Below are 13945 nucleotides of genomic sequence, written 5' to 3'. Positions count from 1 at the left end.
TCATATAAAAAGACGCTTTTGTTTTTGTTTAGTTTTGAGAGAACATTCTCTCAAAATGAAGAAGGTAAACAACAAGCTGACGAAGAAATTCGATGGCTATTTTTTACCGATGTTCCTTGAAAACTAGATAATAACGACACATTCATTGAAGAAAGTGAAAATCTTTTTTCATTATTTGATGACGGTTTGACCGTTGGTCAAATAAAAAAAGCAAATTAGCAACGAGAAGGTCGAGGAAGTAAAGTTCTGGAGCAGCGGAGTGTATCTTGCATACATGAGCAGTGGAAGAACGAAGCTGACGATGAGATTCGAAGTTGATCATTTGTTTAAGGTTAAGTTAGAAAGGGCGCACGGTGAATGCCTTGGCACTAGGAGCCGATGAAGGACGGGACTAACACCGAAATGCTTCGGGGAGCTGTAAGTAAGCATTGATCCGGAGATTTCCGAATGGGGAAACCCACTGTTCGTAATGGAGCAGTATCAATATCTGAATACATAGGGTATTGAAGGCAGACCCGGGGAACTGAAACATCTAAGTACCCGGAGGAAGAGAAAGCAAAAGCGATTTCCTGAGTAGCGGCGAGCGAAACGGAATAAGCCCAAACCAAGAGGCTTGCCTCTTGGGGTTGTAGGACACTCTATACGGAGTTACAAAGGAACGAAGTAGACGAAGCGATCTGGAAAGGTCCGTCGAAGAAGGTAACAACCCTGTAGTTGAAACTTCGTTCCCTCCAGAGTGGATCCTGAGTACGGCGGGACACGTGAAATCCCGTCGGAAGCTGGGAGGACCATCTCCCAAGGCTAAATACTCCCTAGTGACCGATAGTGAACCAGTACCGTGAGGGAAAGGTGAAAAGCACCCCGGAAGGGGAGTGAAAGAGATCCTGAAACCGTGTGCCTACAAGTAGTCAGAGCCCGTTAATGGGTGATGGCGTGCCTTTTGTAGAATGAACCGGCGAGTTACGATCCCGTGCAAGGTTAAGTTGAAGAGACGGAGCCGCAGCGAAAGCGAGTCTGAATAGGGCGAAATAGTACGTGGTCGTAGACCCGAAACCAAGTGATCTACCCATGTCCAGGGTGAAGTTCAGGTAACACTGAATGGAGGCCCGAACCCACGCACGTTGAAAAGTGCGGGGATGAGGTGTGGGTAGGGGTGAAATGCCAATCGAACTTGGAGATAGCTGGTTCTCTCCGAAATAGCTTTAGGGCTAGCCTCAAGTGAAGAGTCTTGGAGGTAGAGCACTGATTGGACTAGGGGCCCCCAACGGGTTACCGAATTCAGTCAAACTCCGAATGCCAAAGACTTATACTTGGGAGTCAGACTGCGAGTGATAAGATCCGTAGTCGAAAGGGAAACAGCCCAGACCACCAGCTAAGGTCCCAAAGTATACGTTAAGTGGAAAAGGATGTGGAGTTGCATAGACAACCAGGATGTTGGCTTAGAAGCAGCCACCATTTAAAGAGTGCGTAATAGCTCACTGGTCGAGTGACTCTGCGCCGAAAATGTACCGGGGCTAAACGTATCACCGAAGCTGTGGACTGTCCTTACGGACAGTGGTAGGAGAGCGTTCTAAGTGCAGCGAAGCTAGACCGAGAGGACTGGTGGAGCGCTTAGAAGTGAGAATGCCGGTATGAGTAGCGAAAGAGGGGTGAGAATCCCCTCCACCGAATGCCTAAGGTTTCCTGAGGAAGGCTCGTCCGCTCAGGGTAAGTCGGGACCTAAGCCGAGGCCGAAAGGCGTAGGCGATGGACAACAGGTTGAGATTCCTGTACCACCTCCTCACCATTTGAGCAATGGGGGGACGCAGAAGGATAGGGTAAGCGCACTGTTGGATATGTGCGTCCAAGCAGTTAGGCTGACAAGTAGGTAAATCCGCTTGTCATAAAGGCTGAGCTGTGATGGCGAGGGAAATATAGTACCGAAGTTCCTGATTCCACACTGCCAAGAAAAGCCTCTAGCGAGGTGAGAGGTGCCCGTACCGCAAACCGACACAGGTAGGCGAGGAGAGAATCCTAAGGTGAGCGAGAGAACTCTCGTTAAGGAACTCGGCAAAATGACCCCGTAACTTCGGGAGAAGGGGTGCTTTTTAGGGTGAATAGCCCTGAGAAGCCGCAGTGAAAAGGCCCAGGCGACTGTTTAGCAAAAACACAGGTCTCTGCGAAGCCGCAAGGCGAAGTATAGGGGCTGACACCTGCCCGGTGCTGGAAGGTTAAGAGGAGGGGTTATCCGTAAGGAGAAGCTCTGAATCGAAGCCCCAGTAAACGGCGGCCGTAACTATAACGGTCCTAAGGTAGCGAAATTCCTTGTCGGGTAAGTTCCGACCCGCACGAAAGGTGTAACGATCTGGGCACTGTCTCAACGAGAGACTCGGTGAAATTATAGTACCTGTGAAGATGCAGGTTACCCGCGACAGGACGGAAAGACCCCGTGGAGCTTTACTGTAGCCTGATATTGAATTTTGGTACAGCTTGTACAGGATAGGTAGGAGCCGTAGAAACCGGAGCGCTAGCTTCGGTGGAGGCGTCGGTGGGATACTACCCTGGCTGTATTGAAATTCTAACCTACGGAGCTAATCGCTTCGGGAGACAGTGTCAGGTGGGCAGTTTGACTGGGGCGGTCGCCTCCTAAAAAGTAACGGAGGCGCCCAAAGGTTCCCTCAGAATGGTTGGAAATCATTCGAAGAGTGCAAAGGCATAAGGGAGCTTGACTGCGAGACCTACAAGTCGAGCAGGGACGAAAGTCGGGCTTAGTGATCCGGTGGTTCCGCATGGAAGGGCCATCGCTCAACGGATAAAAGCTACCCCGGGGATAACAGGCTTATCTCCCCCAAGAGTCCACATCGACGGGGAGGTTTGGCACCTCGATGTCGGCTCATCGCATCCTGGGGCTGTAGTCGGTCCCAAGGGTTGGGCTGTTCGCCCATTAAAGCGGTACGCGAGCTGGGTTCAGAACGTCGTGAGACAGTTCGGTCCCTATCCGTCGTGGGCGTAGGAAATTTGAGAGGAGCTGTCCTTAGTACGAGAGGACCGGGATGGACACACCGCTGGTGTACCAGTTGTCCTGCCAAGGGCATAGCTGGGTAGCTATGTGTGGAAGGGATAAGTGCTGAAAGCATCTAAGCATGAAGCCCCCCTCAAGATGAGATTTCCCATAGCGTAAGCTAGTAAGATCCCTCGAAGATGACGAGGTTGATAGGTCTGAGGTGGAAGCGTGGTGACACGTGGAGCTGACAGATACTAATAGATCGAGGACTTAACCAAGTTAGAAATGCAGAGCAAGCTTTGTTCAATGAATGTCTATTATCTAGTTTTGAAGGAATATCAACTTATTCCTACATATAATGTCTGGTGGCGATAGCGAAGAGGTCACACCCGTTCCCATACCGAACACGGAAGTTAAGCTCTTCAGCGCCGATGGTAGTTGGGGGTTTCCCCCTGTGAGAGTAGGACGTTGCCAGGCTCATTGTTCCACAGTAGCTCAGTGGTAGAGCTATCGGCTGTTAACCGATCGGTCGCAGGTTCGAATCCTGCCTGTGGAGCCATGCTTCCATAGCTCAGCAGGTAGAGCACTTCCATGGTAAGGAAGAGGTCACCGGTTCAAGCCCGGTTGGGAGCTTACAATGAAAAGTATTGGCCCGTTGGTCAAGTGGTTAAGACACCGCCCTTTCACGGCGGTAACACGGGTTCGAATCCCGTACGGGTCACCACGGAGGATTAGCTCAGCTGGGAGAGCACTTGCCTTACAAGCAAGGGGTCGGCGGTTCGATCCCGTCATCCTCCACCATTAAATATTAAGCCGGTGTAGCTCAACTGGTAGAGCAACTGACTTGTAATCAGTAGGTTGGGGGTTCAAGTCCTCTCGCCGGCACCATCTATAAACATATGGAGGGGTAGCGAAGTGGCTAAACGCGGCGGACTGTAAATCCGCTCCCTGAGGGTTCGGCGGTTCGAATCCGTCCCCCTCCACCATGTTTTTTGAATAATAATGGGCTATAGCCAAGCGGTAAGGCAACGGACTTTGACTCCGTCATGCGCTGGTTCGAATCCAGCTAGCCCAGCCACTTTAGTTTTTTGTTTTGAGCCATTAGCTCAGTTGGTAGAGCATCTGACTTTTAATCAGAGGGTCGGAGGTTCGAGTCCTCCATGGCTCACTCTTAAGACGATATCTTTTTGATAGGTAAAAATACATACTACCAGAAACATCTAAATCATGTGATTTAGATGTTTTTTTGTATATATATACAAAATGTTGTTAAGTTGAATCATTGATGCTATTACAGATAAAATATAAGTATAGTCTAGAAGGGGGAAAATGTTGTGATGAAACAAGTATCAATAATTGGGGTACCTATGGATTTAGGACAAATGCGTAGAGGGGTAGATATGGGACCTAGCGCAATTCGTTACGCAGGTGTTACAGAAAGACTTGAGAATTTATCTTATGAAATAGAAGATTTAGGGGATATTGAAATTGGTAAACCTGAGAGAGCAAATGCTATCGTTGAAAATCATAAACTCCGAAACTTGAAAGCGGTTGCTGAAGCGAGTGAACGTTTAGCAGATAAAGTCCAGGGGGTAATTAAAGAAAAACGTTTTCCATTAGTTCTTGGTGGAGATCACAGTATTGCCATTGGAACATTAGCTGGAGTTGCGAAGAGTTATAATAATTTAGGTGTGATATGGTACGATGCTCATGGAGATCTAAACACAGAGGAAACCTCTCCGACAGGAAATATCCATGGAATGCCGTTAGCAACAAGTATGGGTATTGGTCATAAGACCTTAACAGAGATAGCAGGATATACTCCAAAGGTTAAACCTGAAAATATCGTTATTATTGGTGCAAGATCACTTGATGACGGAGAAAAAGAACTTATTAAAGAAAAAGGTATAACTGTTTATACAATGCATGAGATTGATCGTTTAGGTATGGCTAATGTTATGGAGCAGGCTATTAATTACCTTAAAGATCGTACTGATGGTGTACACTTGTCATTAGATTTAGATGGCTTGGATCCACATGATGCTCCAGGTGTAGGCACACCAGTAATTGGTGGGATAAGCTATCGTGAGAGCCATTTAGCAATGGAAATGTTAGCAGAAGCAAATATTATTACATCTGCTGAATTTGTTGAAGTAAACCCTATACTTGATGAAAGAAATACTACAGCTACTGTTGCAGTAGCATTAATTGGCTCGCTATTTGGAGAAAAACTACTTTAATGAATAGATGTATGGACTGTGTTTTTAGGTGGAGTGAAATCTCCACCTAATTTTATTAAGAAACACGTTGACTATAGATAATATAATATATTAGAAATGATTGCTTACTATAAACTCTCTCTTTATTACGAACTTTCCCTTCCTATATCATCGAATTTTGTAATCCTCATGGAAATTATACTATTTTAAACACACCCCTCCTTAATTTTGTTAAAATATTTATATGCATATTTTGAAACCTTTTATAAGTTAGAGACGTAAATAAGCTAGCCGCATGGAGCGGGGGTATGAATAATATGGAAACAATTGTAAAAAAAAGAATAAAACAAGTTATTAAAGGAGATCAAAACGCATTTGCAGAAATTGTAGAGATTTATAAAGATAAAGTATTTCAATTATGCTATAGAATGCTCGGAAATCGTCATGAGGCTGAGGATATTGCCCAAGAAGCTTTTATTCGTGCATATACAAATATTCAAAGCTTTAATCAAGATCTCAAATTCTCGACTTGGTTATACCGAATTGCTACAAATCTTTCAATTGATAGAATTAGGAAAAAGAAACCAGACTATTATTTAGATGCAGAAGTTTCTGGAACAGACGGGCTGACTATGTATTCTAATGTAGCTGCCGATGAAGCTTTGCCTGAAGAAGAGCTTGAGAGACTAGAATTACATGAAACGATCCAAGGCGAAATATTGAAGCTTCCAGAAAAATATCGTACAGTCATCGTATTGAAATATATTGATGAATTACCTTTGAAAGAAATTAGTAAAATATTGGATTTACCTATAGGTACGGTAAAGACACGGATTCATCGTGGTAGAGAAGCATTAAGAAACCAACTTCGAAATGTATAATGAAGGGGTGATTAAAAATGAAATGTCCTGAGAACATTGTTTATTTAATGCATGAATATTTAGATGAAGATATTTCACTAGAAGATAAAAACTTGTTAATTGATCATGTGAAAAGTTGTGAAGACTGTGAGGCGCACTTCCATGAACTTAAAAAATCAATTGCGCTCGTCCAAAGTATTTCACATGTAGAGGCACCTAGCAATTTCACAAATAACGTCATGCAAAGTTTGCCTAAAGAAAAACGATCAGCTGGCGCAAGGCGTTGGTTGAGAAATCATCCTTTTCTAACAGCGGCATCGCTTTTTATCGTCTTAATGGCAGGTAGTATTTTTTCAAACTGGACAGAGGATGACCAGTTTTCTGTATCTAAGCAACCGAATCTAATTATCCAAAACACTACTGTGACCGTTCCAGAAGGTGAAATAGTTGAAGGGCCAGTCATTGTAAAAAATGGTACGCTCAAAATAGAAGGGGAAATTAACGGTGATGCAACAGTGATTAATGGAGATCAGTATCTTGCTTCTGCTGGTAATGTTACGGGCGAAATTAAGGAAATTAATGAATTATTTGAATGGTTATGGTATCATCTAAAGGATATTGCAAAGGATACAGTAAATCTATTTGACCAAGATCAGTCAAAGTAGATACAGAATAATGAGGGTCATCTTAATAAAGATGCCCTTTTTTTCTAAGGTTGTTTTCGCAGTAATTGTTGGTTTGTGCAATAAGAGTTAAACGCGAATACCTCTAAGCGAGGAGCATCTTTTCTCCTCTAAAACCATGTAAACCATATAATATTCACCAGTTACTCAAATTAAAGTAGAAAAAGGAACAAGGTTTACGAAAAGAGCGTCTATTTTTTTATGAAATGAAGGCCCCATATAGCTTTTTTGTAAATTTCACGTTGGCTACAACGTTTGCGAAAAAACTTAATACTAATAATAATATATAATACATTATTTTAGGTTTAATTAGGTTTAGTATGATATATGCTATAATAGTCATATTTATATAGAAGAGTAAGTCAAGTACTTGAATAATGGAGGAAGTGTGAGAATGTCTTCAGAGGGTCTCTCAATCTTTAATTATCTAGGTATTATCGTCGATATTCTCGTTGTTTGGTATGTTATCTATAAGCTAATAATGGTCGTACGAGGAACGAGAGCTGTACAGCTTCTCAAAGGAATCACTGTTATTATAACCATTCACATATTAAGTCAGTATTTAGGCTTAAAAACGTTAGGATGGTTAATGAATCAAGTGATAACATGGGGATTTTTAGCTATCATTATTATTTTTCAGCCTGAGCTACGTCGTGCACTAGAACAATTAGGACGAGGTAGATTCTTTTCAAGAATTACGATTAATGAGGAAGAAGAACAAGCAAACTCGATTGAAGCCATTGTAAAAGCTACAGATTATATGGCAAAACGTCGTATTGGCGCTTTGATTACGATTGAGCGTGAAACAGGGATGAGCGATTATATTGAAACAGGAATACCACTTCATGCTAAGGTTTCTTCCGAATTGCTTATCAATATTTTTATCCCAAATACACCACTTCATGATGGCGCGGTCGTGTTACAAAATAATCAAGTGTCTGCAGCTGCGTGTTATTTACCATTGTCAGAAAGTCCATTTATATCTAAAGAGCTTGGAACGAGGCATCGAGCAGCGCTAGGTGTGAGTGAAGTAACGGATAGCCTTACGATCGTTGTTTCAGAAGAAACTGGTAGTGTTTCTCTAACTAAGAATGGTGAATTACATAGAGATTTAACACAAGATTCTTTTCGAGAACTTCTTACAAATGAACTAAAACCAACTCAAAACCAAGCTACTTCTACTCGTTGGCAATGGAGGTGGCAAAAAAATGGATAAGTTCATGAACAATCGGTGGTTTATGAGGATTATCGCCTTGTTATTGGCGTTGATGTTATATATGTCTGTCTATATTCAGGAACAGAAAGAGCAGAGTGATGGAAGCCTCACACTCCCTCTTTTTGATGATTCAACTGAAATATTAGAAGATATACCTGTTGAGGTTTTATATGATCAAGAGCGATTTGTTGTAACAGGTGCTCCTCAATCAGCTGATGTGAGATTAGAAGGGCCAACAAGCAAAGTTAAAACGATAATAGCACTAAGAAATATAAAAGTTTACGCTAACCTAGAAAACAAATCAGAGGGTAATTACTTAGTAACGCTTGAATATGAGAATGTGGATGATAAGGTAAACGTTACATTTGAACCCACATCCCGATATGAGGTAGCATTGCATGAAAAAGTAACGCAAGAATTCGCTATCAAGGTGGATTATAACGAATCTTTAGTAACAGAAGGGTATACTGTAGAGAACTTGGTACCTGAACCTACTATAGTCTCCATAACAGGAGCAAAAGAAGAGGTTGAAAGAACTGCAATCGTAAGAGCTTATATTGATTTACAGGATGTTATTGATGATGTAACGCTTGAATCATCAGTGACAGTACATGATAAAGACGGGCAACCATTAAATGTAGAGGTTGAACCAGCAAACATTAGTGTTGGGGTCTCTATTATAAGTCCAAATAAAGTAGTACCCCTTAATTTTATAGAAGAAGGAACATTACAAGGTATATACATCAAGAACATTGAAATGGTTCCGGATAAAGTAACAGTCTATGGACCGAAAAACGTCATTGATAGTATTACGAAAGATGATGTCATCGACATTCCTATCGATCTTAATAGTATAACTAAAGATGAAGAAATCATCATCCCTATTAAGGTACCTGAAGGAGCTACGAAAATAGACCCTGTAGAAGTGAAGGTTGCGATTGATGTAGAAGAAGAGGTTACAGAAACTTTTACCGATATACCGATCGTTTCTGAAGGGTTAGGAGAAGGCTTAGCACTAAGCTTTTCTGACCTAGAAAACGGAGCACTAGATATAACGGTAACAGGTAGAAAGAGCTCTATTGAAAATATAAGCAACAGTAATATTAAAGTAACGATTGATGTAGCAAATTTACCTGTAGGAGATTATGAAGTACCTGTTGAGGTGTCTATTTTAAATGAAGAAGGCATTGAACCAGTTGATATTTCTTTGGAAATACCTATAGAAAATGTGAAAGTTAATATATCTGGTATTGAGTAAACATATAAACGGTAATTGTCCTAAAAAGGAGCGAATAAAGGAAATGAGTAAATATTTTGGTACAGATGGAGTGCGCGGGGTTGCTAATAGTGAGTTGACGCCTGAATTAGCATTCAAAATTGGTCGTTTTGGAGGGTATGTCCTAACAAAGGATGAAGAACGTCCTAAAGTTCTTATCGGGAGAGACACCCGTATTTCTGGTCATATGCTTGAAGGGGCTCTTGTCGCAGGTCTACTATCAATTGGAGCTGAAGTGATGAGATTAGGAGTTATCTCTACACCAGGTATTGCTTACTTAACGAAAGCGCTAGGTTCTCAAGCAGGTGTAATGATTTCTGCCTCTCATAACCCTGTTCAAGATAATGGGATTAAATTCTTTGGTCCTGATGGATTTAAATTGTCAGATGAACAAGAAGCAGAGATAGAAGAATTGCTGGATCGACCTGAAGATGAGTTGCCACGTCCAATCGGAGGCGACTTAGGGCAAGTGAATGACTACTTTGAAGGTGGACAAAAATATTTACAGTTTTTAAAACAATCTGTTGATGAAGACTTTTCTGGCATACACGTCGCACTTGATTGTGCGCATGGTGCTACTTCATCATTAGCGCCGCATCTTTTTGCTGATTTAGAAGCAGATATATCAACGATGGGAACTTCACCAAATGGTGTGAATATTAATGATAACGTGGGCTCAACACATCCAGGAAGTTTGTCAGATCTCGTTAAAGAAAAAGGGGCTGACCTTGGTCTTGCATTTGATGGTGATGGAGATCGTTTAATTGCTATTGATGAGAACGGTGATATTGTTGATGGCGATCAAATTATGTTTATTTGTAGTAAATATTTGAAAGAGCAGGGACGCCTAAAGCATCAAACAGTCGTTTCTACTGTAATGAGTAATATTGGTTTCTATAAAGGATTAGAAGAAATTGAAGTACAAAGTATACAAACATCGGTAGGTGACCGTTATGTTGTCGAAGAAATGAAGAAAAATGGTTATAGCCTAGGTGGAGAACAATCAGGTCATATAATCTTTTTAGACTATAACACGACTGGTGATGGTTTATTAACAGGGATTCAGCTCGTTAACATTATGAGAGCAACACAAAAGCCATTGTCTCAACTAGCGAATGAAATGAAAAAGTTTCCTCAGCTACTAGTGAATGTGAGAGTTACTGATAAAAATAAAGTGCTAGAAAATGATAAAATCAAACAAGTGATCGAATCTGTTGAGCGTGAAATGAATGGAAATGGTCGAGTTCTGGTCCGTCCATCTGGTACTGAACCACTCATTCGTGTGATGGCAGAAGCATCGACAGAGGAATTGTGCCAAGAATATGTTGAACGCATTGTTGCTGTCGTGAAGGAAGAGACATCAGAGGTATAAGCTTGCTAAACGTTTGAAGAATATGTGTACAAGTTCGCTCTTAATAATAGCTGAAAACACCCTCACAAGAAATAGATATGTGAGGGTGTTTTAGTATGCTATCCTCTCATGGGCGCTTAACTAACACGTAATGTGTTTATCATGCATATTTTATAAATAGAGCAATAGCTTAAGATTAGAGGTCAGTGGTGAAAATATACAGTTAAATTTGACGATACGAATGGAAATCATGTAAGATATTAGGTATAGCTTTATTCAAGGACAGAAAGGTAGGGTAGGAAAACGACATATTTAAGCGCCTGAACTAAGTAAAGGACGAACAGCTTAGTTGACGAGGAGGAGGTTTATCGATTTATCGGCGGATACCTCCCGGTTGCACTGATTACGACCGCAAGCATATACGAAAACAAAGAGGTGACTTTTTGCACAAGCGTATGTGTATAATCAGCAAAAAAAACAACTTGGCAAGGGGGCGAGTAAGTCCCCATACTTCCTTGCCCCCTTATTATTAGGGAGGACGAAGAAACATGTGCGGAATTGTAGGATATATTGGTCAACAGGATGTAAAGGAAATTTTATTAAAAGGGCTTGAAAAACTCGAGTATCGTGGTTATGATTCAGCTGGAATAGCAGTTGTAAATGAATCTGGTGTACACGTATTTAAAGAAAAGGGACGAATTGCTACATTACGAGAAAATGTAGATAGTCACGTAGACTCATCGATGGGGATTGGCCATACAAGATGGGCTACACATGGTGTACCTAGTAAAACTAATGCACATCCTCATCAAAGTGCATCTGGTCGATTCACGTTAGTGCATAATGGTGTAATAGAAAACTACTTATTGTTAAAGAATGCATATTTACAGAATATTACTTTGCAAAGTGAGACAGATACAGAAGTTATTGTCCAAATGATTGAGCAATTTGTCGTTGAAGGTTTATCTGTAGAAGAAGCCTTTAGTAAAACAATGAGTGCACTGAAAGGTTCATATGCGATTACAATGATAGATGCAGAAAATGATGAGACGATTTATGTAGCCAAAAATAAAAGTCCATTATTAGTTGGAGTCGGTGACAACTTTAATGTTGTTGCAAGTGATGCAATGGCGATGTTACAAGTAACAGATCAGTTCATCGAATTAATGGATAAGGAAATTGTTATCGTTACGGCGCAGCAAATGGTTATTAAAAACTTACAAGGTGTCGTCAAAGAACGTGAGCCATTTACTGCAGAGCTTGATGCGAGTGATATAGAAAAGGGAACATACCCACACTATATGTTAAAAGAAATCGATGAACAGCCACTTGTTGTGCGCAAAATTATTCAACAATATCAAGATGACCGTGGAAAATTGGCTATTGATCATCATATTAGTGAGGCATTAGACGAAGCAGATCGCATTTATATTGTAGCTTGTGGCACGAGTTATCATGCCGGTTTAGTCGGAAAACAATTTATTGAAAGAATGGCTAAAGTACCAGTTGAGGTACACGTAGCAAGTGAATTTTCTTACAATATGCCACTGTTATCGAAAAAACCACTGTTTATTTTTATATCTCAAAGTGGTGAAACAGCCGATAGTCGAGCTGTCCTTGTCCAAGTGAAGGAACTTGGTCATAAAGCCTTAACGATTACAAATGTACCGGGATCTACACTATCACGTGAAGCGGATTACACATTATTGCTACATGCTGGACCTGAAATAGCAGTTGCATCAACAAAAGCATATACTGCCCAAATCGCTGTACTGGCGATATTAGCTGCAGTAACAGCTGAACGAAAAGGTGAACGCTTAGATTTTGACCTTGTGACAGAGCTTGGAATGGCTGCAAGTGCAATGGAAGTGCTATGTAATGAAAAAGAAGAATTTGAACAAATTGCACGTGAGTACTTGTCAACAACGAGAAACTGCTTCTTTATAGGTCGTTCAATAGACTATTATGTAGGACTTGAAGGTGCACTTAAGTTAAAAGAAATCTCATACATCCAAGCAGAAGGCTTTGCTGGCGGAGAGTTAAAGCATGGAACAATTGCCCTTATTGAAGACGGTACTCCTGTCATTGCACTTGCCACGCAAGACCTTGTCAACTTAAGTATTAGAGGAAACGTAAAAGAAGTCGTTGCACGTGGTGCTAATCCTTGTATTATCACTATGAAAGGTTTGGAGAGTGATGATGACCGTTTTGTCATCCCTACTGTTCACGAGCTACTCACACCACTCGTATCAGTCATTCCTTTACAACTTATTTCTTATTACGCGGCCCTACACCGCGACTGCGACGTTGACAAACCTAGAAACCTTGCCAAATCAGTAACTGTTGAGTAGGATTGATTAAATTTTAGAAAAGAGTTTTCAAATTACAGCTTAGCTTTATTAGTATAATATTGAATGGTCGAATTCGAACAATGATTTTATAATAAAAAACTGGTTAGTTATAGTGCTAACCAGTTTTTTTGCATATATTTGAAAATGTAATCAAACAAGTCTATGTTTTAGCGCGTTTGTGAAACAAAAAGTAAAAGGGATGGTACAGTAATGGGCATGTGGAGAATGTATTATCCTTATTTTTAGACTTTTTACTATTTAGATCTTGATTATTTTTACTACAACTGAATTTTTTCCGACTCTTTTAATCATTGATAAAAACAGCAGGTGAAAAGGCCATATCAATACTTAAATTGCCATTCAAGCTCCAGAGACTGGACTTTAGTATCATTTATCTACGTGAAAAAAGTAAACAAATAAAGAGCCAAGCAAAGCTTGATCAATCGGTTGTTGCTGAAGAGGGGTTATAAGCCCTTAAATAGCTTAGCATTGTAAATCCACATGTTCGGGACTGAACCCCTATTTGATGAATAATGAATAATGACTATGATATATTATTAAATATAGCTACTTAGAGGATGTACTATTTGATCAGAAGGAGGATATAAGTTGTGAGTGAAACATGCGTTCCAACTGGTGTTGAGTTAAAAAGTACTGATTTTGGTTATACACTGTCCTTGATAGGCGGTAAATATAAAATGATTATTATGTATTGGCTTTTTGAAAATAAAGTTATGCGTCATAATGAGTTGAAAAGGTGTATTGCTACAATTCCATTTAAAACGTTAAGTGTCATGTTGAAAGAGCTTGAAAGAGATGATCTCATTATACGAAAAGAGTTTCCCCAAATACCTCCAAAAGTTGAGTATTCATTATCTGAACGAGGACTTTCCCTCATTCCGTTATTAGATATGATGTGCGAGTGGGGAGAGAAAAATCGTTTGTCAGTCTCCGAAGTTGGCAAGTAGGAGTTATAACAAAAAAGTATTCTCTGAATTAGAGAATA

General features: G+C 40.7%; 8 protein-coding genes, 8 tRNA genes and 2 rRNA genes. All 18 read left to right on the top strand.

Annotation, left to right across the window (positions count from 1 at the left end):
* Window positions 1-330: 330 nt before the first annotated feature.
* The 18 genes from V1503_RS09505 (at window position 331) to V1503_RS09420 (ending at window position 13907) form a co-directional block, all read left to right on the top strand.
* A 23S ribosomal RNA gene (locus V1503_RS09505) occupies window positions 331-3261 on the top strand.
* An 83-nt stretch (window positions 3262-3344) separates the two neighbouring features.
* Window positions 3345-3460: ribosomal RNA gene (gene rrf, locus V1503_RS09500) — 5S ribosomal RNA — on the top strand.
* Window positions 3461-3467: 7 nt separating this feature from the next.
* Window positions 3468-3542, top strand: a tRNA-Asn gene (locus tag V1503_RS09495).
* Window position 3543: 1 nt separating this feature from the next.
* Window positions 3544-3616 (top strand) — tRNA-Thr (locus tag V1503_RS09490).
* Between the two features lie 16 nt (window positions 3617-3632).
* Window positions 3633-3707: transfer RNA gene (locus V1503_RS09485), tRNA-Glu, on the top strand.
* Window position 3708: 1 nt separating this feature from the next.
* Window positions 3709-3784, top strand: a tRNA-Val gene (locus V1503_RS09480).
* Between the two features lie 11 nt (window positions 3785-3795).
* A tRNA-Thr gene (locus V1503_RS09475) sits at window positions 3796-3871 on the top strand.
* A gap of 13 nt (window positions 3872-3884) precedes the next feature.
* Window positions 3885-3969, top strand: a tRNA-Tyr gene (locus V1503_RS09470).
* A gap of 17 nt (window positions 3970-3986) precedes the next feature.
* Window positions 3987-4061 (top strand) — tRNA-Gln (locus V1503_RS09465).
* 17 nt (window positions 4062-4078) lie between these two features.
* Window positions 4079-4151, top strand: a tRNA-Lys gene (locus V1503_RS09460).
* A gap of 169 nt (window positions 4152-4320) precedes the next feature.
* Window positions 4321-5223, top strand: coding sequence for an arginase (rocF, locus tag V1503_RS09455; protein WP_214483942.1), 903 nt, complete (start codon window positions 4321-4323; stop codon window positions 5221-5223).
* 296 nt (window positions 5224-5519) lie between these two features.
* The gene (gene sigW / locus V1503_RS09450) at window positions 5520-6083 is read left to right on the top strand and encodes an RNA polymerase sigma factor SigW (protein ID WP_214483887.1); all 564 of its coding nucleotides are present in this window, start codon (window positions 5520-5522) and stop codon (window positions 6081-6083) included.
* A gap of 17 nt (window positions 6084-6100) precedes the next feature.
* A complete protein-coding gene (locus V1503_RS09445; protein ID WP_214483888.1) occupies window positions 6101-6727 on the top strand; it encodes an anti-sigma factor family protein in 627 nt (208 codons plus the stop codon).
* Between the two features lie 412 nt (window positions 6728-7139).
* Entirely contained in the window at window positions 7140-7961 is an 822-nt protein-coding gene (gene cdaA, locus V1503_RS09440; RefSeq protein WP_214483889.1) for a diadenylate cyclase CdaA, read from the top strand.
* Complete coding sequence (locus tag V1503_RS09435; protein WP_410626546.1) at window positions 7954-9219, top strand: CdaR family protein; 1266 nt, start codon at window positions 7954-7956, stop codon at window positions 9217-9219. Before cdaA ends, V1503_RS09435 begins: the two co-directional genes overlap by 8 nt.
* A 43-nt stretch (window positions 9220-9262) precedes the next feature.
* Window positions 9263-10609: a phosphoglucosamine mutase gene (glmM, locus tag V1503_RS09430; RefSeq protein ID WP_410626544.1), complete on the top strand. Its 1347-nt coding sequence runs from the start codon at window positions 9263-9265 to the stop codon at window positions 10607-10609.
* A gap of 527 nt (window positions 10610-11136) precedes the next feature.
* Window positions 11137-12939 (top strand): glutamine--fructose-6-phosphate transaminase (isomerizing), encoded by a 1803-nt coding sequence (glmS, locus tag V1503_RS09425; protein ID WP_410626542.1) that lies wholly within the window; start codon window positions 11137-11139, stop codon window positions 12937-12939.
* A gap of 611 nt (window positions 12940-13550) precedes the next feature.
* Window positions 13551-13907 carry a winged helix-turn-helix transcriptional regulator gene (locus tag V1503_RS09420; protein WP_214483894.1) on the top strand — a complete coding sequence of 119 codons (357 nt, stop codon included), beginning with the start codon at window positions 13551-13553 and terminating at the stop codon, window positions 13905-13907.
* Window positions 13908-13945: the final 38 nt, after the last annotated feature.

The sequence above is a fragment of the Nanhaiella sioensis genome, assembly GCF_046557775.1.
Taxonomy (GTDB): Bacteria; Bacillota; Bacilli; order Bacillales; family SM2101; genus Nanhaiella; species Nanhaiella sioensis.
This window is presented reverse-complemented; position numbering and strand designations above follow the sequence as displayed.

Coding starts and splice junctions, on each gene's coding strand:
- rocF (WP_214483942.1), top strand. CDS start 4,321: ATGAAACAAGTATCAATAATTGGGGTACCTATGGATTTAGGACAAATG.
- glmS (WP_410626542.1), top strand. CDS start 11,137: ATGTGCGGAATTGTAGGATATATTGGTCAACAGGATGTAAAGGAAATT.
- V1503_RS09435 (WP_410626546.1), top strand. CDS start 7,954: ATGGATAAGTTCATGAACAATCGGTGGTTTATGAGGATTATCGCCTTG.
- cdaA (WP_214483889.1), top strand. CDS start 7,140: ATGTCTTCAGAGGGTCTCTCAATCTTTAATTATCTAGGTATTATCGTC.
- V1503_RS09445 (WP_214483888.1), top strand. CDS start 6,101: ATGAAATGTCCTGAGAACATTGTTTATTTAATGCATGAATATTTAGAT.
- glmM (WP_410626544.1), top strand. CDS start 9,263: ATGAGTAAATATTTTGGTACAGATGGAGTGCGCGGGGTTGCTAATAGT.
- sigW (WP_214483887.1), top strand. CDS start 5,520: ATGGAAACAATTGTAAAAAAAAGAATAAAACAAGTTATTAAAGGAGAT.